Annotated in this window: 17 protein-coding genes; 8 read left to right on the top strand and 9 right to left on the bottom strand. The window is 71.8% G+C overall.

The features are described from left to right. Nucleotides 1–86: 86 nt before the first annotated feature. Nucleotides 87–1601 carry a glycerol kinase GlpK gene (gene glpK, locus DB033_RS16885; RefSeq protein WP_111768035.1) on the bottom strand — a complete coding sequence of 505 codons (1515 nt, stop codon included), beginning with the start codon at nucleotides 1599–1601 and terminating at the stop codon, nucleotides 87–89. Next, nucleotides 1598–2377, bottom strand: a complete 780-nt coding sequence (locus DB033_RS16880) for an IclR family transcriptional regulator (RefSeq protein WP_111768034.1) — start codon at nucleotides 2375–2377, stop codon at nucleotides 1598–1600. Before DB033_RS16880 ends, glpK (DB033_RS16885) begins: the two co-directional genes overlap by 4 nt. Before the next feature lie 161 nt (nucleotides 2378–2538). On the opposite strand from DB033_RS16880, the gene DB033_RS16875 reads away from it, so the two are divergent. The 3 genes from DB033_RS16875 to glpK (DB033_RS16865) all read left to right on the top strand — a co-directional run bounded on the left by DB033_RS16875 (nucleotide 2539) and on the right by glpK (DB033_RS16865) (nucleotide 6707). Continuing rightward, on the top strand, nucleotides 2539–4284 hold the full coding sequence (locus tag DB033_RS16875) for a glycerol-3-phosphate dehydrogenase/oxidase (protein ID WP_111768033.1): 1746 nt from the start codon (nucleotides 2539–2541) through the stop codon (nucleotides 4282–4284). A gap of 91 nt (nucleotides 4285–4375) precedes the next feature. Next, complete coding sequence (locus tag DB033_RS16870; RefSeq protein ID WP_240615950.1) at nucleotides 4376–5113, top strand: MIP/aquaporin family protein; 738 nt, start codon at nucleotides 4376–4378, stop codon at nucleotides 5111–5113. A gap of 76 nt (nucleotides 5114–5189) precedes the next feature. Further along, the gene (gene glpK, locus DB033_RS16865) at nucleotides 5190–6707 is read left to right on the top strand and encodes a glycerol kinase GlpK (RefSeq protein ID WP_111768031.1); all 1518 of its coding nucleotides are present in this window, start codon (nucleotides 5190–5192) and stop codon (nucleotides 6705–6707) included. A gap of 67 nt (nucleotides 6708–6774) precedes the next feature. Here glpK (DB033_RS16865) and DB033_RS16860 read toward each other — a convergent pair whose 3' ends face one another. The 3 genes from DB033_RS16860 to DB033_RS16850 form a co-directional block, all read right to left on the bottom strand. After that, complete coding sequence (locus DB033_RS16860) at nucleotides 6775–7731, bottom strand: hypothetical protein (RefSeq protein WP_157970753.1); 957 nt, start codon at nucleotides 7729–7731, stop codon at nucleotides 6775–6777. Between the two features lie 49 nt (nucleotides 7732–7780). Then, nucleotides 7781–9040, bottom strand: coding sequence for a GGDEF domain-containing protein (locus tag DB033_RS16855; RefSeq protein ID WP_111768029.1), 1260 nt, complete (start codon nucleotides 9038–9040; stop codon nucleotides 7781–7783). A gap of 329 nt (nucleotides 9041–9369) precedes the next feature. Further along, complete coding sequence (locus DB033_RS16850) at nucleotides 9370–9837, bottom strand: OsmC family protein (RefSeq protein WP_111768028.1); 468 nt, start codon at nucleotides 9835–9837, stop codon at nucleotides 9370–9372. Between the two features lie 127 nt (nucleotides 9838–9964). On the opposite strand from DB033_RS16850, the gene hrpA reads away from it, so the two are divergent. After that, nucleotides 9965–14161 (top strand): ATP-dependent RNA helicase HrpA, encoded by a 4197-nt coding sequence (gene hrpA, locus DB033_RS16845; protein WP_111768400.1) that lies wholly within the window; start codon nucleotides 9965–9967, stop codon nucleotides 14159–14161. Nucleotides 14162–14243: 82 nt separating this feature from the next. On the opposite strand, the gene DB033_RS16840 is transcribed toward hrpA, so the two are convergent. Both DB033_RS16840 and DB033_RS16835 read right to left on the bottom strand, forming a co-directional pair. Next, entirely contained in the window at nucleotides 14244–14504 is a 261-nt protein-coding gene (locus tag DB033_RS16840; protein ID WP_111768027.1) for an antitoxin, read from the bottom strand. Nucleotides 14505–14758: 254 nt separating this feature from the next. After that, entirely contained in the window at nucleotides 14759–15343 is a 585-nt protein-coding gene (locus DB033_RS16835) for a putative glycolipid-binding domain-containing protein (RefSeq protein WP_111768026.1), read from the bottom strand. 143 nt (nucleotides 15344–15486) lie between these two features. Between DB033_RS16835 and DB033_RS16830 the strand changes: the two genes are divergently transcribed. Then, nucleotides 15487–17169, top strand: a complete 1683-nt coding sequence (locus DB033_RS16830; RefSeq protein WP_111768025.1) for an ABC-F family ATP-binding cassette domain-containing protein — start codon at nucleotides 15487–15489, stop codon at nucleotides 17167–17169. Nucleotides 17170–17305: 136 nt separating this feature from the next. Here DB033_RS16830 and DB033_RS16825 read toward each other — a convergent pair whose 3' ends face one another. Continuing rightward, the gene (locus DB033_RS16825; RefSeq protein WP_157970752.1) at nucleotides 17306–17599 is read right to left on the bottom strand and encodes a hypothetical protein; all 294 of its coding nucleotides are present in this window, start codon (nucleotides 17597–17599) and stop codon (nucleotides 17306–17308) included. A gap of 93 nt (nucleotides 17600–17692) precedes the next feature. Beyond that, a complete protein-coding gene (locus DB033_RS16820; protein ID WP_111768023.1) occupies nucleotides 17693–18070 on the bottom strand; it encodes a hypothetical protein in 378 nt (125 codons plus the stop codon). A gap of 107 nt (nucleotides 18071–18177) precedes the next feature. Between DB033_RS16820 and DB033_RS16815 the strand changes: the two genes are divergently transcribed. Genes DB033_RS16815 through DB033_RS16805 form a run of 3 tightly spaced genes read left to right on the top strand, consistent with a single transcriptional unit; the run spans nucleotide 18178 to nucleotide 20663 of the window. Next, on the top strand, nucleotides 18178–18819 hold the full coding sequence (locus tag DB033_RS16815) for a hypothetical protein (RefSeq protein WP_111768022.1): 642 nt from the start codon (nucleotides 18178–18180) through the stop codon (nucleotides 18817–18819). Continuing rightward, the gene (locus DB033_RS16810; protein WP_111768021.1) at nucleotides 18819–19496 is read left to right on the top strand and encodes a hypothetical protein; all 678 of its coding nucleotides are present in this window, start codon (nucleotides 18819–18821) and stop codon (nucleotides 19494–19496) included. Before DB033_RS16815 ends, DB033_RS16810 begins: the two co-directional genes overlap by 1 nt. Before the next feature lie 39 nt (nucleotides 19497–19535). Further along, nucleotides 19536–20663, top strand: a complete 1128-nt coding sequence (locus tag DB033_RS16805; RefSeq protein ID WP_111768020.1) for a copper resistance D family protein — start codon at nucleotides 19536–19538, stop codon at nucleotides 20661–20663. Nucleotides 20664–20695: the final 32 nt, after the last annotated feature.

The raw sequence follows: 20695 nt of genomic DNA, 5'->3' as shown, positions 1-20695 counted from the left end.
GGGTGTGCCGGATCCCGTACCGGCGCGGTCAGGCCGGGCTGCGACCCCCGTTCGCCACGCCGGCGGACACACCCGGTGAGCGCCGCTCAGCGGCCCGCCGCGGGGCGGCCCCAGGCGATGGCCAACTCCACCGCCCGCCGCCACGAGGCCAGTTCGCGGTCACGGCGTTGCGCGTCCATCCCGGGCAGCCATTCGGCGGCCACGTGCCAGTGCCGCCGCAGCGCCGCCCGGTCGGGCCAGTACCCGACGGCCAGCCCCGCCGCGTAGGCCGCGCCCAGGGCCACCGTCTCGGCCATCATCGGCCGCACCACCGGGATGTCCAGGACGTCGGCGACCATCTGCATCAGCAGGTTGTCGGCGGTCATGCCGCCGTCGACGACCAACCGGGAGGCACGCAGGCCGGCGTCCCCGTTCATCGCGTCGACCACGTCGTAGGTCTGCCAGGCGGTCGCCTCGAGCACCGCCCGGGCGATGTGCGAGCGGGTCACGAACGAGGTCAGCCCGATGATGAGGCCCTGCGCCCCGGCGTCCCAGTGCGGCGCGAACAGGCCCGAGAAGGCCGGCACCACATAGCATCCGCCGTTGTCGGGGACCTGTGCGGCCAGCGTCTCGATCTCCGACGGCGTCTTGATCAGGCGCAGGCTGTCACGGCACCACTGCACCAACCCGCCGGTCATGGCCATCGAGCCCTCGAGCGCGTACACCGCGGGCTCGCCGTCGATGCGGTGCGCCACCGTGGTGATGAGACCGTGGCGGGAGTGGGTGATCTCGGTGCCGGTGTTGAGCAGCAGGAAGCCGCCGGTGCCGAAGGTGCACTTGGCCTCACCTGCGTCGAACGCCCCCTGACCGAACAGCGACGCCTGCTGGTCGCCGATCAGGGCACCGATCGGGATGTCGGCCACCGGGTCGACGGTGGTGCCGACCACGCCGACGGTGGACCGGATCTCGGGCAGCATCGACCGGGGCACCCGGAAGATCTCCAGCAGCGCGTCGTCCCAGTCCAGCGTCTCGAGGTTCATCAGCATCGTGCGGCTGGCGTTGGTGACGTCGGTGACGTGCCGGCCACCGGCCGTGCCGCCGGTGAGGTTCCAGGTGATCCAGGTGTCCATGGTGCCGAACAGCAGTTCGCCGCGGGCGGCGCGGTCGGCCAGGTCCGCGTCGGAGTCCAGCAGCCACCGCAGCTTCGCCCCACTGAAGTAGGTGACCAACGGCAGTCCCGCCCGGGCGCGGATCTGCTCGGCGGCGTCGGTGTGGTCGAGCTCGGCCAGCAGCCCGGCCGTCCGGGTGTCCTGCCAGACGATCGCCCGGTGCACGGGGACGCCGGTGGCCCGGTCCCAGACCACCATGGTCTCGCGCTGGTTGGTCACCCCCAGGGCGGCGATGTCGGACGCGGCGATGCCGGCGTCGGCGACGGCCTGCCGGATCACCCGCTGCACGGTCGTCCAGATCTCGACCGCGTCGTGCTCCACCCAGCCCGGGCGCGGGTAGTACTGGCGGTGTTCCCGCTGGGCGATGGCGATCATCCGGCCGTCGTGGTCGAACACGATGCAGCGGCTGGACGTCGTGCCCTGGTCGAGCGCGGCGACGTAGCGTCGCTTCACAGGCCGCGTCCGTGGCCCAGCTCGCGGGAGATGTCGCGACCGGCGCGCACGACGTGGGAGACCAGCGTGGGACGGGGCCGGCCGCGCTCGTCGCAGATCCGGTCCTTGGCGCCCTCGATGCCGACCACCGCCACAACGTAGCCGCCACGGTCCCGTACGGGTGCGGCGATGTCGGCGACGTCGGGACCGGCCTCGTCCACCGCGGCCGCCCAGCCGAGATCCCGGACGCCGGCCAGGTCGCGGTAGAGCGCCACCCGGTCGGTGACCGTGCGGTAGGTCAGGCTGGACAGCTCGCGCCCGACGATGCTGCGGGCGGCCGCAGGCTCGAAGGCCAGCAGCACCTTGCCCAGGGCGGTGGCGTGCAGTGGCACCTCGGTGCCGGTGAGCAGCCGCTGCCCGCTGCGGTGCTCGCCGGCCACCCGGAACACGTGGTGGGCGACGACGGCCCGGCCGTCGCGGAACACCGCCACCTTCGCGGCCTCGCCGCTGCGCGCGGCGAGTGCGTCGGTCCAGTTCAGGGCCCGGGACCGCAACTCGTTGGCGTCCAGGCGGTTTCGTCCGAGGCCGGCCATGTCGTCGGACAGGCGGTACGGCCCGGCCGGGTGCGGCTGCTCGACGAACCCGACGTCGGTGAGGGTGCTCAGCAGGCCGTGGGCCGTGCCCTTGGCCAGGTCCAGCGCGCCGGAGATCTGCAGCAGGCCCATCGGGTCGTCGCTCTCGGCCAGCAGGCGCAGGATCGCCGCGGCGCGTTCGATCGACTGGATGGACCCCGGCACGCCGTCACAGTACCCCGATCCGGGGATTGCGTTCGGCAATGTCGAACCGGCGCGCGTTCGGCATTGTCGAACCCCGTGTGTTGTCGGGGTCACAGGACGCTCCTAGGTTCGTGTCATCCCTCTCGCCAGCAACGGCGCGGCCACCATGGAGGAAATACGCAATGAGTTTCGTCTCCGCCGCGATGAGCCCGTCGGCTCGTCGTCAGGCCCTGCAGGATCTGTCCACCACCGAGTTCGACGTGCTGGTCATCGGGGCCGGCGTCGTCGGTGCCGGTGCCGCCCTGGACGCCGCCAGCCGCGGGCTCAAGGTCGCCATCGTCGAGGCCCGTGACCTCGCGTCGGGCACCTCCAGCCGCTCGTCCAAGCTCGTCCACGGCGGTCTGCGCTACCTCAAGCAGCTCAACTTCCACCTCGTGTTCGAGGCGCTGCGCGAGCGGTCGCTGATCCTGGACGACCTGTGCCCGCACCTGGCCAAGCCGGTGCCGTTCCTCTACCCGCTCGAGAAGCCGGTCTACGACCGGGCCTACGTCGGACTCGGCATCGGCGTCTACGACGTGCTCGGCGCCGGCAAGGGGGTGCCCGCGCACCACAAGCACCTGTCGAAGAAGACCGCGATGAAGATCTTCCCGGGGGCCAAGAAGGGCCAGATCCACGGGGCGATCAAGTTCTACGAGGGCCAGATCGACGACGCCCGGCACACGATGATGATCACCCGCACCGCCGTCGCCTACGGCGCCGTCGCGGCCACCAGTGCCCGGGTCACCGGCTTCCTGCGCCAGGGCAACCGGGTGACCGGCGCGACCGTGAAGGACCTCGAGAGCGGCAACGACTTCGAGGTGCGCGCCAAGTGCGTGGTCAACGCGGCCGGCGTCTGGACCGACGAGATCCAGCGGATGATCGGCGGCAAGGGCTCGTTCCGGGTCACCGCGTCCAAGGGCGTGCACGTGCTCATCCCGCGGGACAAGATCGACTGCCAGTTCGGCCTCATCACCGAGACCGAGAAGAGCCTGCTGTTCATCATCCCGTGCCCGTGGAGCGACGACCTGTGGGTCATCGGCACCACCGACACCCCGTGGAGCCTGGACCTGGCGCACCCCGCGGCCAGCGAGATGGACATCGACTACATCCTCGACCACGCCAACGGCCTCCTCGAGACGCCGCTGACCCGCGCCGACGTGGTCGGTGTGTACGCGGGTCTGCGGCCGCTGCTGGCGGGCGAGAGCGACGACACCTCCAAGCTCTCGCGTGAGCACGCCGTCGTCGCGCCGGTGCCCGGCCTGGTCATCGTGGCCGGCGGCAAGTACACGACCTACCGGGTGATGGCCGAGGACGCCGTCGACGAGGCCGTGAAGATGCTCCCCGGTGGCGCGCCGAAGTCGGTCACCGACCGGACCCCGTTGATCGGTGCCGACGGCTACCGCGCGCTGCTCAACAACAAGGACAAGATCGCCGCCGACAGCGGACTGTCCGTCGACCGCGTCGAGCACCTGCTCGGCCGGTACGGCAGCGCGATCACCGAGATCCTGGAGATGATCCAGGACCGCCCGGAGCTGGGCGAGGAACTGCCGTCCGCGCCGAAGTACCTCAAGGCCGAGATCGTCTACGCCGTCTCGCACGAGGCCGCGCTGCACCTGGACGACATCCTGGCCCGCCGCACCCGCATCTCGATCGACACCTGGCACCGCGGGGTCGACTCGGCCGAGGAGGTCGCCCAACTCGTGGCGCCGCTGCTCGACTGGGACGACGCCGCCGTCATCGACGAGGTCGAGCACTACCGGGCGCGGGTCGATGCCGAGCGCGACTCGCAGGTCCAGCCCGACGACCGCACCGCCGACGCCGCGCGGCTGGGCGCGCCCGACGTCCGCGTCGGGGCGAGCGCCGCGGTCGGAGGCACCACGGGCGCCTGACCCCGGCGCACCACCGGGCGCCCGGCCACCCCGGCCGGGCCCCTCACCGAGCGCGCCGGCATCGACGCCGGCGCCCGTCGAAAGGACACCGTTGTCCCCCTCACTCGGCACGATCTTCCTCTGGGAGACGATCGGCACAGGAATGCTGATTCTGCTCGGTACCGGCGTCGTCGCCACCGTCGTCCTGCAGAAGTCCAAGGGCACGAACGGCGGATGGCTGCTCATCAACTTCGGCTGGGCGATGGCGGTGTTCGTCGGCGCCACCGTCTCGTGGCGCTCCGGCGCCCACCTCAACCCCGCCGTCACCATCGGTCTGGCCGTCTCCGGCGGCACCCCGTGGAGTGACGTCCCGATCTACATCCTGGCGCAGCTGCTCGGGGCGTTCATCGGTGCCGTGCTGGCCTGGGCCGCCTTCAAGAAGAACTTCGACGAGGAGCCCAACCCCGAGGGCACCCTGGGCATCTTCTCCACCGGCCCGGCCATCCGCAGCTACGGCTGGAACGTCGTCACCGAGGTGATCGGCACGTTCGTGCTGATCTTCTGGATCCTCATGACCCCGGAGAGCAACTCGGGCCTCGGCTACGCCGGTGTCGCGTTCGTCGTCCTCAGCATCGGCAACAGCCTCGGCGGCCCGACCGGGTACGCCATCAACCCGGCCCGTGACCTCGGCCCCCGCATCGCCTACGCGATCCTGCCGATCAGGGGCAAGGGCACGCCGGACTGGGGCTACTCGTGGGTCCCGATCGTCGGCCCGATCATCGGTGCCGTGCTGGCCGGCCTGCTGTACCTGGCCACCAAGGGCACCCTCGACCTGCCGGTCGTCTCCTGACCCGGCGCACGCCACCCCCCGCTGCCGTCCCTCCTCTTCCCACCGCGTCACCTGAACAGGACAAGGAAGTCCCCGCATGAGCGAACAGTTCGTCGCCGCGATCGACCAGGGCACCACCTCGACCCGCTGCATGATCTTCAACCGTGAGGGCCGGGTCGTCTCGGTCGCCCAGAAGGAACACGAGCAGATCTTCCCGAAGGCCGGCTGGGTCGAGCACGACGCCCTGGAGATCTGGGACAACACCCGTGAGGTCGTCGCCGAGGCGCTGGCCCGGGCCGACCTCAAGCCCGCCGACATCGCCTCCGTCGGCATCACCAACCAGCGCGAGACCGCACTGGTCTGGGACCGCACCACCGGTAAGCCCGTCTACAACGCCATCGTCTGGCAGGACACCCGCACCGACGCCATCTGCCAGCAGCTCGGTGCGCTCGGCGGCGGCCAGGACCGCTACAAGGCCAAGGTCGGCCTGCCGCTGGCCACCTACTTCTCCGGGCCGAAGGTCCGCTGGATCCTGGACAACGTCGAGGGCGCCCGGGAGAAGGCCGAGGCCGGTGACCTGGTGTTCGGCAACATGGACACCTGGGTCGTGTGGAACATGACCGGCGGCGTCCAGGGCGGCCTGCACATCACCGAACCGACCAACGCCTCCCGCACCCTGTTGATGGACCTGGACACGCTGTCCTGGGATCCGGAGATCGCCGAGGAGATGGGCATCCCGATGTCCATGCTCCCGGAGATCCGCTCGTCGTCGGAGGTGTACGCCAAGGTCCGCGAGCGCGGCGTGCTGGCCGGCGTGCCGGTCGCCGGCATCCTCGGCGACCAGCAGGCGGCCACCTTCGGGCAGGCGTGCCTGTCCAAGGGCGAGGCGAAGAACACCTACGGCACCGGCAACTTCATGCTGCTCAACACCGGCACCGAGAAGGTGCCGTCCAAGAACGGCCTGCTGACGACCGTCTGCTACAAGATCGGTGACAACGCGCCGGTCTACGCCCTGGAGGGCTCGATCGCCGTCACCGGCTCGCTGGTGCAGTGGATCCGGGACAACCTCGGGATGATCAAGGACGCCTCCGAGATCGAGGACCTGGCCAAGGGCGTCGAGGACAACGGCGGCGCCTACTTCGTGCCGGCGTTCTCCGGGCTGTTCGCGCCGTACTGGCGGGCGGACGCCCGCGGCGCCATCGTGGGCCTGACCCGCTACGTCAACAAGGGCCACCTGGCCCGCGCCGTCCTGGAGTCGGTGGCGTTCCAGACCCGCGAGGTGCTGGACGCGATGAACGCCGACTCCGGGGTGGACCTCACCGAGCTCAAGGTCGACGGCGGCATGGTCGTCAACGAGACCCTGATGCAGTTCCAGGCCGACATCCTGGGGGTTCCGGTCATCCGGCCGGTCGTCGCCGAGACCACCGCCCTCGGTGCGGCCTACGCGGCCGGTCTGGCCGTCGGGTTCTGGGCCAACGAGGACGACATCCGCACCAACTGGGCCGAGGACAAGCGCTGGGAGCCGCAGATGGACGCGGCCGACCGCGAGAAGGCCTACGGCCAGTGGAAGAAGGCCGTCACCAAGACCTTCGACTGGGTCGACAGCGACTCCTGATCCGCCCCGGGATGCCACACCGCCCCCGACCGCAGCCGCGGTCGGGGGCGGTGTCGTCCGCGGTGGGTCAGCCGGCTCGGGTCGCCGACGGGGTCCCGGCGGCAGCGGCGGCCGCGGCACGGCGGCGCAGTTCGGAGTTCATCCGCACCCACACCAGGGCGCTGATGCCGGAGATCCAGGCGCCCGTCGACGTCGACACCGCGTCGGTGAGGATGCCGGCGATCCCGACGACGGCCAGGAAGCCCGGGACCCAGATGACCAGTGCGAAGGCCGAGGCCGGCGGCTCGGTCGGCTTGCCGACGCGCTGCAGGACCGTGGCCCTCTTCCACTGCGGGTACCACTCGGTGAAGGCCAGGGCGAACAGGTTGGCGGCGATCTGCAGCACCCAGCCGGTCCAGAACGTGTTGCCGCCGTGGTTGAAGAGGTATCCGGCGAGGCTGCTCAGGGCGCCGAAGACGAAGGACAGGCCCCACACCAGGCTGATCCGGGTGCTGATGGAGATGAACAGCGGCGACGTCCACATCTCCGGCGGCGTCTCGCGCTTGGCGTAGGCGAGGGTGAAGGGCCTGCGGCGCAGGATGCCGATGAACACGAAGGCGGCCAGGGCGCCGAAGCTCAGCTCACCGCTCCAGTCCTCGAACCAGTCGATCTGCGCGTCCGAGGCGACGTACCCGACGCCGATCAGCAGCACGAACCAGGCGATGTCGAACACTTCCAGCGGCAGGATCCGCCGCTTCCCGGCGTGCCGGTTGGTCAGCAGGAACAGCGTCAGGCTCAGACCGAAGCAGGTCCAGGCGGCCAACTCGAACCGACCGGGACCGCTGAGGAAGCCGTGCACGATCCACGGCACCATGCCCGCGAACACCGAGTTCACGATGACGTCCAGCAGGTTCGCCTTCGGCCGCGCCGACGCGGCGGGGAGGGCCGTCGGGAATTCCGTGGCCGGTGGCCGGTGGTGCGGTTCGATGGTGGTCATGGTCTGGGACGCCCCTCCGGAGATCAACAGGTCATGAGGGGGACTCATGGCACCTGATGTGATCACGCGGTTACGCAGAGAAACACCTCGTCGCCGGTCAGCGGGCCTCGGCGCCGATCGCCGCCACCCGGTTGCGACCCTCGCCCTTGGCCCGGTACAGCGCCTCGTCGGCGAGGCCCATCGTCGCCGTGAGGGCCTGCGCCAGCTGCTGCGACCCGGTCGGCGGGCACCCCGCCACGCCGATGGAGATGGTCACCCGGGCTCCGTTGTGCCGGGCCTCGTCGGCGACGCGGGCACGGATCCGGTCGGCGACCAGCACCGCGTCGCGCACCGACGTGTTCGCCAGCACCAGCACGAACTCCTCGCCGCCCCAGCGGCAGGCCAGGTCCAGCGGCCGGATCGAGGAGATGAGGATGTCACCGACCTGCCGGAGGATCTCGTCGCCGGCCAGGTGGCCGTAGGTGTCGTTGAGGGCCTTGAATCCGTCGAGGTCGGCCATCAGGATGGCCACCTTCTGCGTACGGACCAGCTTCTCGGTCGCGTCGCGCCACGCGGCGGGGGTGAGCAGACCGGTCCGGCTGTCGGTGGAGACCAGGTCGCGCAGCTCGATGAACTCCAGGATGTACTGCAGCCCTGCGGCGGCGACGAACATCGGGAACGCGAGGAACACCGTGAGCACCGGATCGGCGGCCCAGCTCACGGTCAGCACGATCGCCAGCGGCACCTCGGTGAGGCACATCGCGCCGAGCACGATCAACGCCTGGGACAGCCGTCGTGGCGCCCGGTTCAGGGCGACGTGCAGCTCGACGGCGATCACCGTGACCGCCTCGAAGACGATCCCGGCCAGTAGCCAGGTCTTCCAGGTGGCGGCGTCCGGACCGCCGTCGACCGCGACGACCCCCCAGGCGGCGACCAGCGCCACCGTGGTGAACGCCGCGTTGAACCCGGCCCGGGCCGGCACGAACGGGCGGTCCTCGACCCTGGTCTTGGTCACCGCCTCCGACCACAGCACCAGCGCCAGGTTCACCACGAGGGCGGCGGGGAGGTTCCAGATGAACAGCGCCGACAGCGTCCACACGTCGCGCATGGTGACGGTGCCGGAGCCGTCGGCGAGTTTGCGCAGCTGCAGGCCGATGCTGAAAGAGGTGAGCGCCGCCAGCACGGTCCAGCCGGCCACCGACAGCCAGGGCGTTTCGGTGCCCGACCACCCCGGTTGGAAGGCCGCGGCGGCCAGCGCCACGACACCCACGGCCATCATCACCAGGAAGTAGATCCGGGACGGCCGCGACTGCGAGGTCAGCCAGCCCGATCGGCTCGGCGGCGGGCCCCCGGGGCCACGCGCGTCGCTTCCCTCCACCGGTGCTGATCCTTCGCTGCTCGTCGTCCGCGGGTCGTCGACGGACGTCCGTCCGCCGGGGTTGTCAGCGGCGCACGGATGCGGCGCGATCGGCGACGTCGACAGCAGCTCCGTTACTCACCGCATCGTTCGAGCACCGCGACGACGCAGCCCAGTCTAGCGAGTCGGCCCCTGTTCGGCGGCAGGATCAGCAGATCCGTCCTGGCCCTGACCACACGAAAGGATGAAGTGACAGCCCAGCGTGACGTCGAACGGGTCCGACCGGACGCACAGCGTGCGGCACCGGCGTCGATGCGCGCCCGACCGTGGAAGCGGGCGGCCGGTTGCTCTCAGTGAGCGACATCGCCGTTCACCTGGAGCGTGACCTCGGTGCCCGTGCTGACCGTGCGGCCCACCGTGCAGTGCTCCTCGACCGACCGGTGGACGATGGTCAGCAGCCGCTTCAACTCGGCGGGCGACAGCCCCGCCACATCGACCAGCAGGTTCTCGGTGATGGCCGGGTACCGGTCGGCGTCGACGTCCTTGGCGCCCTCGACCGTGATGGTCGCGTCGAAGTCGTCCCCGAGCCGGCGGGCGAGGACGGCGTCGGTGGTCAATCCGGTGCAGGCGGCCAGGGCGATCTTGAGCAGCTCGCCCGGGGTGAACGAGCCGTCGTTCTCGATCGGGCCGATGCTGACCACGGCGCCCCGGCTGTTGCGGCCCGTGTAGGTGCGGGTGCCGGTGCGCTGGACCCACAGGTCGGCCGACTGCGCCGCAGCGGCGGCGTCCGTGGTGACCGCGTTCTCGGTACTGGTCATGGTGGATCGTCCCTCCCGGTGCGGCAGCGGTTGCCGCACCACGGTAACCAGCGGGCGGCCGCCGATCTTCCCGGTCGCGCCCGACGACGACGCCGACCCCGGTCGCGCGCCTAAACTGCAGCAGGTCATGACGGAGAACAGCGGTACCCGGTCGGTCACGGAACACAGCCACCACGACAGCGGTCGCGAGAACAGCGGTCCCGAGAACACCGGTCCCGAGAACACCGGTGACAGCGGCACCGGCACCGGCAACAGTGGCACCGGCACCGGCACCGGCACCGGCACCGGCACCGGCACCGGCACCGGCACCGGCACCGGTCACAGTGGCAGCGGCACCAGCGGCACCAGCGGCACCGGCTACGCGGCGCAGCTCCGCGCCCGCATCGACGAGCTCGGGGCGCGCGACGCCGAGACCCTGGGCCGCCGCATCCGCAAGACCGGCGGCGTCCGTGACAAGGCAAAGCGGCGGGAGGCCCTGGCCGAGATCGAACGGGCCGTGACCGGCGCGGAGGAGCGGTTGGCGCTGCGCCGTGCGGCCGTGCCGGCCATCCACTATCCGGACGAGCTGCCGGTCAGCGCCCGGGTCGACGACCTCAAGGCGGCCATCGCCGCGCACCAGGTCGTCATCGTCGCCGGGGAGACCGGCTCCGGGAAGTCCACCCAGCTTCCCAAGATCTGCCTGGACCTCGGCCGCGGGGTGCGCGGCCTGATCGGGCACACCCAGCCGCGGCGGATCGCGGCGCGGGCGCTCGCCGAGCGGATCGCCGACGAGACCGGTACCGAGCTCGGCGACGCCGTCGGCTACACCATCCGTTTCGGCGACCACACCGGCCCGAAGACGCTGGTCAAGCTGATGACCGACGGCATCCTGCTGGCCGAGATCAGCCGCGACCGGCTGCTCTCCCGCTACGACACGATCATCATCGACGAGGCCCACGAGCGGAGCCTGAACATCGACTTCCTGCTCGGCTACCTGGCCCGGCTGCTGCCGCGGCGGCCCGACCTGAAGATCATCATCACCTCGGCGACCATCGACCCGCAGCGGTTCAGCGAGCACTTCGGCGGCGCGCCGATCGTGGAGGTCAGCGGGCGGACGTACCCGGTCGAGGTGCGCTACCGGCCGTGGGGCGCTGCGGTCGTCGGCTCGGACGACCCCGACGACGACGGCAGTGACGACAGCGCCACCCGCTCCGGCGAGATCGACCAGGGGCAGGCCATCTGCGCCGCCGTGGACGAGCTGAGCGCCGCGCCCGGCGACGGCGACATCCTGGTGTTCCTGTCCGGCGAGCGGGAGATCCGCGACACCGCGGAGGTGCTCAAGGGCCACCTGGCCGGTCGCCGCCGCGGCTACGAGGTGATCCCGCTCTTCGGTCGGCTGTCCAGCGCCGAGCAGCACCGCGTGTTCGAATCGCACACCGGCCGCCGGATCGTGCTGGCCACCAACGTCGCCGAGACCTCGCTCACCGTGCCGGGGATCCGGTACGTCATCGACCCGGGGACGGCCCGGATCTCCCGGTACTCCCTGCGGACGAAGGTGCAGCGGCTGCCGATCGAGCCGATCTCGCAGGCGTCGGCCGGGCAGCGGGCCGGCCGCTGCGGCCGTGTCGCCAACGGCATCGCCATCCGGCTGTACAGCGAGGACGACTTCGCCGCACGGCCCGCGTTCACCGACCCGGAGATCCAGCGGACGTCGCTGGCCTCGGTCATCCTGCAGATGGCGTCGCTGGACCTCGGGGACATCGGCACCTTCCCGTTCCTGGACCCGCCCGACCAGCGCCAGATCGGCGACGGCCTGACCCTGCTCGCCGAGCTCGGGGCCCTGCGGGCGGGCTCGACCGCCGAGCAGGTCGCGCTGACCCCGGTCGGCCGGACCATGTCGGCACTGCCCATCGACCCGCAGTTCGCCCGGATGATCGTGGCGGCGAACGAGCTGGGCTGCATCCACGACGTCCTCGTCATCACCGCGGGGCTGGCCATCCAGGACGTCCGCGAGCGGCCGGTCGAGGAGCGCGAGAAGGCCACCGCCAGCCACGCCCGCTTCAACGACCCGCGCTCGGACTTCCTGTCGCTGCTGAAGCTGTGGGACTACCTGCAGGAGGAGGGGCGCAACCGCTCGGGCAACGCCTTCCGCCGGATGTGCCGCACCGAGTACCTGCACTACCTGCGGGTACGCGAATGGCAGGACCTCGTCGGTCAGCTCCGGCAGATCGCCCGCTCCACCGGGTTGACGGTGGAGAAGGAGACGGTCACCGGGACCCCGCGGGAACCGGACGCGACCCGGATCCACCAGGCGCTGCTGTCCGGGCTGCTCGCCCACATCGGCAGCTGGGACGAGGTCAAACGCGACTTCCAGGGCACCCGCGGCGCCCGCTTCTCGATCTGGCCGGGATCGGTGCTGGCCAAGCGGCAACCCAAGCTGGTGATGGCCGCCGAGCTGGTGGAGACCTCACGGCTGTGGGCACGGATGGTCGCGTCCATCGAGCCCGGCTGGGCCGAGCAGGTCGGTGCGCACCTGATCAAACGGTCCTACTCGGAACCGCGCTGGGAGTCCAAGCGCGGTTCGGCCGCGGCGACGGAGAAGGTGACGCTGCTCGGCGTCACGCTCGTCGCGGCCCGCTCGGTCGGCTACGCCTCGATCGACCCGGAGCTGTCCCGCGAGCTGTTCATCCGGCACGCGCTGGTCGAGGGTGACTGGCGGACCCGGCACCCCTTCTTCCGGCACAACCAGGAGCTGCTGGAACGGATCGCCGAGCGCGAGGACCGCGCCCGCCGCCGGGACATTGCCGTCGACGACGAGACGCTGTTCGCGCTGTACGACGCGCGTGTCCCGGCGCAGGCGTTGTCGGCCACGCACTTCGACGCCTGGTTCCGCCGGGCGTCGCCCGCGGACAAGGCGCGGCTCACCTTCACCGAGGCCGACCTCGTCGCCGCCGGTGCCGCCGACGTCGACGCGGACGCCTTCCCCGACCGCATCTCCAGCGCCGGGGTCGACCTGGACCTGAAGTACGTGTTCGACCCGACCCGGGCCGACGACGGCGTCACCGTCACCATCCCGTTGACCGTGCTGCAACGGGTCGCCCCGGAGCACTTCGCCGCGCAGGTCCCGGGACTGCGCACCGACCTCGCGGTCGCGTTGATCCGCTCGTTGCCCAAACAGCTGCGGCGGGCGTTCGTCCCCGTCCCGGACTTCGCGGCCGCGGCGCTGCAGCGGATCACCGCCGACGGCACGTCCGGGGCGCTGCCCGACCAGCTGGCCGAGGCGCTGACCCAGCTCACCGGGGTCGTCGTGCATCCGGGGGACTTCGATCCGACGAAGATCCCGGCGCACCTGCGGATGACCTTCGAGATCGTCGACGCCGGCGGTGCGCCGGTGGCGGCCGGCAAGGACCTGTCGGCGATGCAGGAGCAGCTGCGCGGCGACACCCGGCGGGCGGTGGCGAAGGCGTCCGGGTCGGTGGAGCGCACCGGGCTGACGACGTTCCCGCCGGAGCCGGTCCCGCGGACCGTCGATTCCACCGTCGACGGCTTCGCGGTGCGCGGCTACCCGGCGCTGGTCGACGAGGGCACGACGGTCGGGGTGCGGGTGTTCGCCACCGAGGCCGACCAGCTGCGCGCCGCCCGGTCCGGCACCCGGCGGCTGCTGCAGCTGACCCTGCGGTCACCCGAGGGGTACCTGCGGCACACGCTGCCCAAGCCGGTGCTGCTGCGGCTCGCGGTCAGCGGCCGGCACGCCGGTTTCTCCGAGCTGGTCGCCGACGCCACCTTCGCCGCGATCGACGCGCTGCTCGACTGGGCCGGTGGTCCGGTGTGGGACCAGGCGGCGTTCGCCGCCGTCCGGACCCGGATGTCACCCCACCTGGACGCGTCGACGATGGACGTCGTGGTGGCCGCGTCGGACGTGCTGACCGCCGCACAACGGGTCGAGTCGACGTTGGCCGACCTCCGCGGTGGCGTGCTCGCGGCCTCGATCATCGACGCGAAGACGCAGCTCGCGGCGCTGCTGCCGCCACGGTTCATCAGCGCCACGGGGTCCGCGCACCTCACCGACCTCAAGCGCCACCTCGAGGCGCTGGACCGCCGACTGGTCCGACTGCCCACCGATCCCGAGCGGGACAGGGCCCGGATGGCCGAGGTGCTGCCGTGGGAGGAACGGTTCCGGGCGGCGGTGGCGGCGCTGCCCGCGGAGCGCCGCGACGACCCGGACGTCCGGGAGGTCCGGCGGCTGCTCGCCGAATGGCGGGTGTCGCTCTTCGCCCAGCCCATGCGGACCGCCGTGCCGGTGTCCGCGCCGCGGGTCGAGAAGGCCATCGCCGCCCTCGGCTGAGCCCCGGCTGGCTCGGAGATCCTGGCGGTTCCCGCACACGGAGGAACCGCCAGGACCGGGATGGGTCCGGGCCGGTCGCGGGTCAGACCGGCGGGGTCACCGGCGGTGCGGCGGGCGGCGGCACCACCGGGGGAGTGGCCGGGGTGGCCGGCCCGTCGGGAGTGCGGTCGCCGGCGATCGTGTCGACCAGGCCGCCGATCTTGTCCTCGATCGGGTCGACCTTGTCGTGGCCGATCTTGTTGCCGACGAACTCGCCGACCTTGTCGACGCCGCCCTTCACCTGCTCGGAATGTTCGGCGACCAGGTTCTTGGCCTTGTCGGCGAGTCCGGAGAAGTCCACCATGCGAGTCCCTTTCCACACGGGCGGCCGGCGAGGACGGTCGCGGGACGCCACCCGGGCCGACCGTCGTCCGTCCTTTTTCCACGGTGCGGGTGCACCGCCGCGGGCCAGCCTAGCGGCGGCCGGTGGTCCGCTCTCGGGGATCCGGGCCGGCGTCTCCCGCCCGCTGCGTCCGTTCCGGCGGCAGATCGACGAACCCGGACGGCCAGGTGACCGGTAAGGCCCGTGAGGTTGCCCTCCGCGGGGTTGCCGCCGGTTCAGCCGACCCGGTGGGAGGCGCCGGGCACGTCCACGACGAAGAACTGCGGATCGACGGTGAGCGGGCCGTCCCCGTCGGGTCCCCGGTGGGAGACGAGGCCGTCGCCGCGGAAGGTGTAGTGGTGGGCCACCGGGCGCACGGCGAGCGTCGGGAACGAGATGCACGCGACGACGACGGTGAACTCGGTCCCGGGGTCGTCGTCGTGGCCCAGCACGGCCAGCCGCCGCAGGGGCAGCGAATGGGAGAACGTCGAGGCGTCCAGTCCGATGTCCACGGCGGCGTCCAACGCGTACAGCGGGTTCGAGCCGCTGGTCGACTCGACGACCCAGGGTCCGCCCGGGCTGCGGGTCAGGGACAGGTGCCGTTCGCCCTCCAGCGAATCGGACTGGGCGGACAGCCGCCGGGTGCGTCCCTTCGCGTCCACCAGCAGCGAGTAGGAGCCGCCGTAGGGCTGGTCGCCGGCGTCGACGATGTAGCCGTTGGCGCGCAGTCCCCGCTCGGTGACGACCGCGCGGACCGTCTCCAGCCGCTGCCGGCCCTGCGAGCTCCACGACAGGATCGTCGCGCCCGGCTGCGCATCCATCACGGTCCTCACGGTAGGCGACCCCGTCCGTGCCGGCAGCGTTGCGTGACGTAACGGTCACCGAACCGTTGCCGGGCGCCGGGGGCGACGCCCGGGCAGGAACCGACTTGACGCGGTCCCCGTCGTCACCGCAGGGTCGCCCCATGGGTCATCTGGAGGTCAGCGGCATCAGCTACGCGTTGTCGGACGGGCGGGCGCTGCTCGCGGACGTCAACTTCCGGGTCGGCGACGGCTCGGTGACCGCGCTGATCGGGCCGAACGGCACCGGCAAGACGACCCTGTTCCGCATCATCACCGGTGAGCTGACGCCCGACGACGGCGCGGTGAGCCGCTCCGGTGCGATGGCGGTGATGCCGCAGTTCATCGGCTCGGTGCGCGACACCTCGACGGTGCGGGACCTGCTGCTGTCGGTGTCGCCCGAGCCGATCCGGGCCGCCGCGGCCGCCCTCGACGCCAGCGAGCTGGCGATAATGGAGAACGACGACGACGCCACCGCCATCCGCTACGCCGAGGCGCTCTCGGACTGGGCCGACGTGCACGGCTACGAGCAGGAGACGCTGTTCGACACCTGCACGGTCGCCGCGCTCGGCGTCCCCTACGACCGGGCGCAGTACCGGGACGCGGCGACGCTGTCGGGCGGCGAGCAGAAGCGCCTGGTGCTGGAGCTGCTGCTGGCCAGCCCGGTCGATGTGCTGCTGCTGGACGAGCCGGACAACTACCTCGACGTCCCCGGCAAGGTGTGGCTGGAGAACAGGCTGGCCGAGACGAACAAGTCGGTGCTGCTGATCTCGCACGACCGCGAGCTGCTGGCCCGAGCCGCGGATCGGATCGTCACCCTCGAACCGGGGGTCGCCGGCGCGGTCTCGTGGATCCACGGCGGTTCGTTCGCGACCTATCACGCGGCCCGCGCCGACCGGAACTCCCGGCTGGAGGAGCTCAAGCTCCGCTGGGACGAGGAGCACGCCAAGCTCAGGACGCTGGTGCTGACCCTGAAGACCAAGTCCGCCTTCAACGACGGGCTCGCCTCCCGGTACGCCGCCGCCCAGACCCGGCTGGCCAAGTTCGAGAAGGCCGGGCCGCCGCAGGCGGTGCCGCTGGAGCAGAAGGTCGTCATGCGGCTTTCCGGCGGGCGCACCGCCAAGCGGGCGGTGACCTGCACGGGCGTGGAGTTGACCGGGCTGATGAAGCCGTTCGACCTCGAGGTGTTCTTCGGCGAGCGCGTCGCGGTGCTCGGCGCCAACGGCTCCGGGAAGTCGCACTTCCTGCGGCTGCTGGCCGGTGGCGGCTCGGACCCCGACATCGAGCACCAGCCGGTGAGCGACGAGACGCTCGAGCCGGTGCGGCACACCGGGCTGGCCAAGCTGGGGTCGCGGGTGCGGCCGGGGTACTTCCGGCAGACCCACGCCCATCCGGAGATGCACGGCAGGACGCTGCTGGAGATCCTGCACCGCGGCGACGAGCGGCGTGACGGGCTCAGCCGGGAGCCGGCATCCAAGGCGCTGGACCGCTACGGTCTCGCGCTCAGCGCCGAGCAGATGTTCCAGACGCTGTCGGGCGGGCAGCAGGCGCGCTTCCAGATCCTGTTGCTGGAGCTGTCGGGGGTGACGCTGCTGTTGCTGGACGAGCCGACCGACAACCTCGACCTGCACTCGGCCGAGGAGCTGGAGAACGCGCTGCAGCGCTTCGAGGGCAGCGTCGTCGCGGTCACCCACGACCGGGCGTTCGCGCGGACCTTCGACCGGTTCCTCGTCTTCGGCGCCGACGGCCGGGTGGTGGAGACCGACGGCCCGGTGTGGGACGTGGCCCGGGTGCAGCGCGTGCGCTGAGCCGCGACCGGGGGGCTTCGTCGCCGCGGACGCCGGGGGACCGGCAGGCGCAGGGGCGGGGTCCGCGTCCGGCACGACCGGGCTCGGACGCACGTCAGCCCCCGGCGCGCGACGCGACGGGGGCCGACGGGGTGGGTCAGAGCTTGCCGAGGCCCGGGGCCGGGGCCTGCGCCAGCACCTCCTCGTAGCGGGCCTGGCGCAGCCCGGCCACGAAGTCGTTGGCCTCCTCACGGTCCCGGACGACCTTGGACACGACGACCGTGGCGAACATCGAGCACAGGATGCCCATGCCGATCGTGTAGCGGTCCTGGACGGCGACGTCGAGCATCGTGAGGTTCGCCAGGTTCCACACCACCGTCACCGCCATGAACACGACGGAGGCGCCGAAGAACGCGTTGGTGTGCTTGCTGGTGACCTTGGGTTCGGACACGGGACAGCCCTTCTCGTGGACGTGCGGGGACACCCGGGCGGCGGGGTGCCGTCGGGGGCGGTCGTGCGGAGGTGCGGAGGCAGAGGTACGGAGTCAGCCGAGGGTGCGCCGGGCGCGGCGCAGGGGGCGCGCGGCCCGCCGGTGTTTCGCCGAGACGACCGCCTTGGCCATGGCGTGCCGTCGACCGTCGAGCTGGTGCACCTTCAGCACCTGCTCGAGCTTCGTGTGGCGCAGGCGGCTGGCCTGCTTGCTGATGCCCTGGGCATCGCCGATGTCGGTGTAGCTGGTCTGCGGGATCGTGCTGCGGAGGTTGTGCACGGTCTGGCCCTCGATGATGTCCAGGACCAGCCGGGCACGCGAGACGAGCTGGAGCTTCCTCAGTTCGAAGGCCTCCTCGTCCTCGTCGCCGGGCCGTTCCGCGGCCTCGGCGACCAGTTCGGCGATGTAGTCGAACATCTCCGCGAGCTCCATGGACAGAGTCTGCCCCGCGACAACACAAGTTGTCAACGACAATCTTCATTGTCTGTGGATGGCGGCCGCCACCGCCGGTGCGGGACACTCACCGCAGGGAGGGCACCATGCGCTGGACGTTCGACGACGACACCCGCTGGACCGCGGCCTGGGCCGTCCTGCGCCGGTCGCCGACCGAGGAGGCGCGGCGGATCCGCACCGCTGAGCAGTGGCGCACCGCCGGCATCTCGATCGCGGCCGGCGTCGCCGTCGTGGTCGCGCTGGGCGCCACCGGACTGCACGGACTCGTCCTCGGTGCGCGGGGTGAGGACCTGCAGGGCGGCTGGCGCACGGCGCTCTCGATCGCCGGCTACGGCCTCGCGGTAGCCGGACTCGTGCTGTCCATCCCGCGCCGCTACGGGCTCGACCGGGTGGCCGGCCTGCCCGGTCGCGCTCCCGCCGAGGTCCTGAGCCGGTCACAACGCCAGCAGCTGGACCGGCAGATCACCGGCGCCGATCCGCTGGACCCCGACCTGCTGCCGCTGGCCTTCGACCGGGCGGCCCGGCGGATCAACGAACCGTTGCCGGTGCTGCGGGCGTCGGTCGGTGGCGTCCTGCTCGGCTCGGTGGCGCTCCGCGGCACCGCGGGGGCCGTCCTCGCCCTCTGGGTGCTCACCCTCGTGGCGCTCGCGTTCGTGGTCCCGCAGCAGCTCGCCGCCCGGTCCGCGGCGCTGGCCTTCGTCGACCGGCACGGACCGGACGTGCGGTGATGCGCTGGCGGTTCACCGACGACGAGCGCTGGGCGGCCGCGCGGGAGCTGACCCGGGGACGGGAGACGCCGACCGCCGCGGCGATCCTGGTCGGGCGGCACGTGCGGTCCGGCCTGGTGCTGGTGGCGGTCGGGGTGACCCTGGCGCTCGTCCTGACCCGGACGTCGGTGTTCGACGTGGTGTTCCCACCCCGGGCCTCGTCCCGGGAGCCGTTCGGCTGGCAGTTGCCGCTGGGCGTGGTCGGGATGATCGTCGGTGGGGTGGCGGTGATCTGGCTCCGCGGGGCCAACCGGTTGTCCGACGCCGGCCACGCGCTGCCGACGCGCGACCCGCGGAACGTCCTCACCTGGCGGCAGCGACGCGAGCTCGACCGCCGGATCGGTACCGGCACCGCGGCGCCGCCGTCCTGGGCCCCGGTGGCCTTCGATCGCGCCCTGCGGTTCATCACGCTGCCGTTGCCGTCGTCGAGCTGGGCGACGATACCGCTGGCGCTGGCCTCATTGACCTTCACCTACCGGGGACCGGTCGCGTTCCTGATCGTGGTGTGGATGGTGCCGCTCGTGGCCGTGGCCCTGACCCGGCCGCCGGAGAAACGCTTCGCCGCCGCCGCGCAGCGCTGGACCGCCACCCACGGCACGGTGTCCGGACCGGTGGCGGCGCCCACACCCGGCACCTGACACCGGCGTGCGGCGGTGCCGCTCTGTCACCATGGACGGGTGACGACCCGCCGTTCCCTGCCCGCGACGCCGGGTCCCCGGCCGCGGTTCGCCGGGATGGTGTCCTCGGCGGGCTGGTTCGTCGTGCTGCTCGCCGGGGTCGCGGTGGCCACCGCCCTGATCGCCGAGACGGTCACCGGAGCCGCGGCGCTGCCCGGTCTGCCGGCACCGTCGGTGGCCGTCAAGTACGGCGTGCCCGTCGTCCGGGTGCTGCTGGACGTCAGCGTGGTGACCACCATGGGCCTCGCCCTGCTGGCCAAGTTCCTGGGCTTCGACGACCCCGACCGGACGGAGCCGGTGATGCGCACCGCGCGGCGCGCGGCCCTGTGGTCGTCGTGGACGTGGGTGGGATCGGCACTGGTCAGCCTGGTGCTGCTGTCGGTCGAGGTCTATCCGACCGAGTTCCCGACCCGGACCTCCCCGGCGCTGGACCTGCTGACCGCCCCGCTGTCGTTCCTGCAGTACCTGGTGGGCTCACCGGATCTGGTCTTGAACTACGTCGTCGGGGTGCCGGCCGGCAAGGGCCTGCTGACGGTCGCGGGCATCGGCCTGCTGTCGGTGTGGCTGTGCCGGGTCGCGGTCCGCCGGGGCGAGTCGGTGCCCGCGGAGCTGCGCGCCGGTGTCGCCGCGTTCGGTCTGCTCCCGATCCCGCTCACCGGGCACGCGACCGACTGGATCTACCACGACCTGATGATGATGTCGATGGAGCTGCACCTGATCGGGGCCGCCGCGTGGGTCGGCGGGCTGGGCGCGACCATCGTCTTCCTCGCCCGCCGGCCGCACCTGCTGGCGGTGGCACTCCCGCGGTTCTCCAAACTGGCCACCTACTGCGTGTTCATCGTCGCGGCCAGCGGCGTCTTCAGCGGGCTGTCGATGCTGGCCACCGCCGACATCACGGTGCCGCTGCCGGACTCCCTCTGGACCACCCACTACGGGCAGCTGATGATCGTCAAGCTGGTGTGCGTCGCCGTCATCGCCGCCCTGGCGGTCGGCGTCCGGCGCGGGATGCTGGTCCGTATCAGCGACCGCAGGCCGACCGCGGTGGCGGTGTGGTGCGGCTTCGAGCTGGTCGTGATGGCGATCGCCTACGGCGTCGCCGTGGTGCTCACCCGCTCGGCGCCCTACTGACCTGTGGCCCGGGTCGGGCCGCCCTTCGGGTG

Source organism: Nakamurella deserti (assembly GCF_003260015.1).
Lineage (GTDB): Bacteria > Actinomycetota > Actinomycetes > Mycobacteriales > Nakamurellaceae > Nakamurella > Nakamurella deserti.
Note: the sequence above shows the minus strand (reverse complement) of the source record. Positions and strands in the feature narration are given on the sequence as shown.

Excerpts from the sequence above, each read along its gene's own strand:
- DB033_RS16875 (WP_111768033.1), top strand. The coding sequence starts at position 2,539 with ATGAGTTTCGTCTCCGCCGCGATGAGCCCGTCGGCTCGTCGTCAGGCC.
- glpK (WP_111768031.1), top strand. The coding sequence starts at position 5,190 with ATGAGCGAACAGTTCGTCGCCGCGATCGACCAGGGCACCACCTCGACC.
- DB033_RS16820 (WP_111768023.1), bottom strand. The coding sequence starts at position 18,070 with ATGGAGCTCGCGGAGATGTTCGACTACATCGCCGAACTGGTCGCCGAG.
- hrpA (WP_111768400.1), top strand. The coding sequence starts at position 9,965 with ATGACGGAGAACAGCGGTACCCGGTCGGTCACGGAACACAGCCACCAC.
- DB033_RS16815 (WP_111768022.1), top strand. The coding sequence starts at position 18,178 with ATGCGCTGGACGTTCGACGACGACACCCGCTGGACCGCGGCCTGGGCC.
- DB033_RS16830 (WP_111768025.1), top strand. The coding sequence starts at position 15,487 with ATGGGTCATCTGGAGGTCAGCGGCATCAGCTACGCGTTGTCGGACGGG.
- DB033_RS16810 (WP_111768021.1), top strand. The coding sequence starts at position 18,819 with ATGCGCTGGCGGTTCACCGACGACGAGCGCTGGGCGGCCGCGCGGGAG.
- DB033_RS16840 (WP_111768027.1), bottom strand. The coding sequence starts at position 14,504 with ATGGTGGACTTCTCCGGACTCGCCGACAAGGCCAAGAACCTGGTCGCC.
- DB033_RS16850 (WP_111768028.1), bottom strand. The coding sequence starts at position 9,837 with ATGACCAGTACCGAGAACGCGGTCACCACGGACGCCGCCGCTGCGGCG.
- DB033_RS16860 (WP_157970753.1), bottom strand. The coding sequence starts at position 7,731 with ATGAGTCCCCCTCATGACCTGTTGATCTCCGGAGGGGCGTCCCAGACC.
- DB033_RS16835 (WP_111768026.1), bottom strand. The coding sequence starts at position 15,343 with ATGGATGCGCAGCCGGGCGCGACGATCCTGTCGTGGAGCTCGCAGGGC.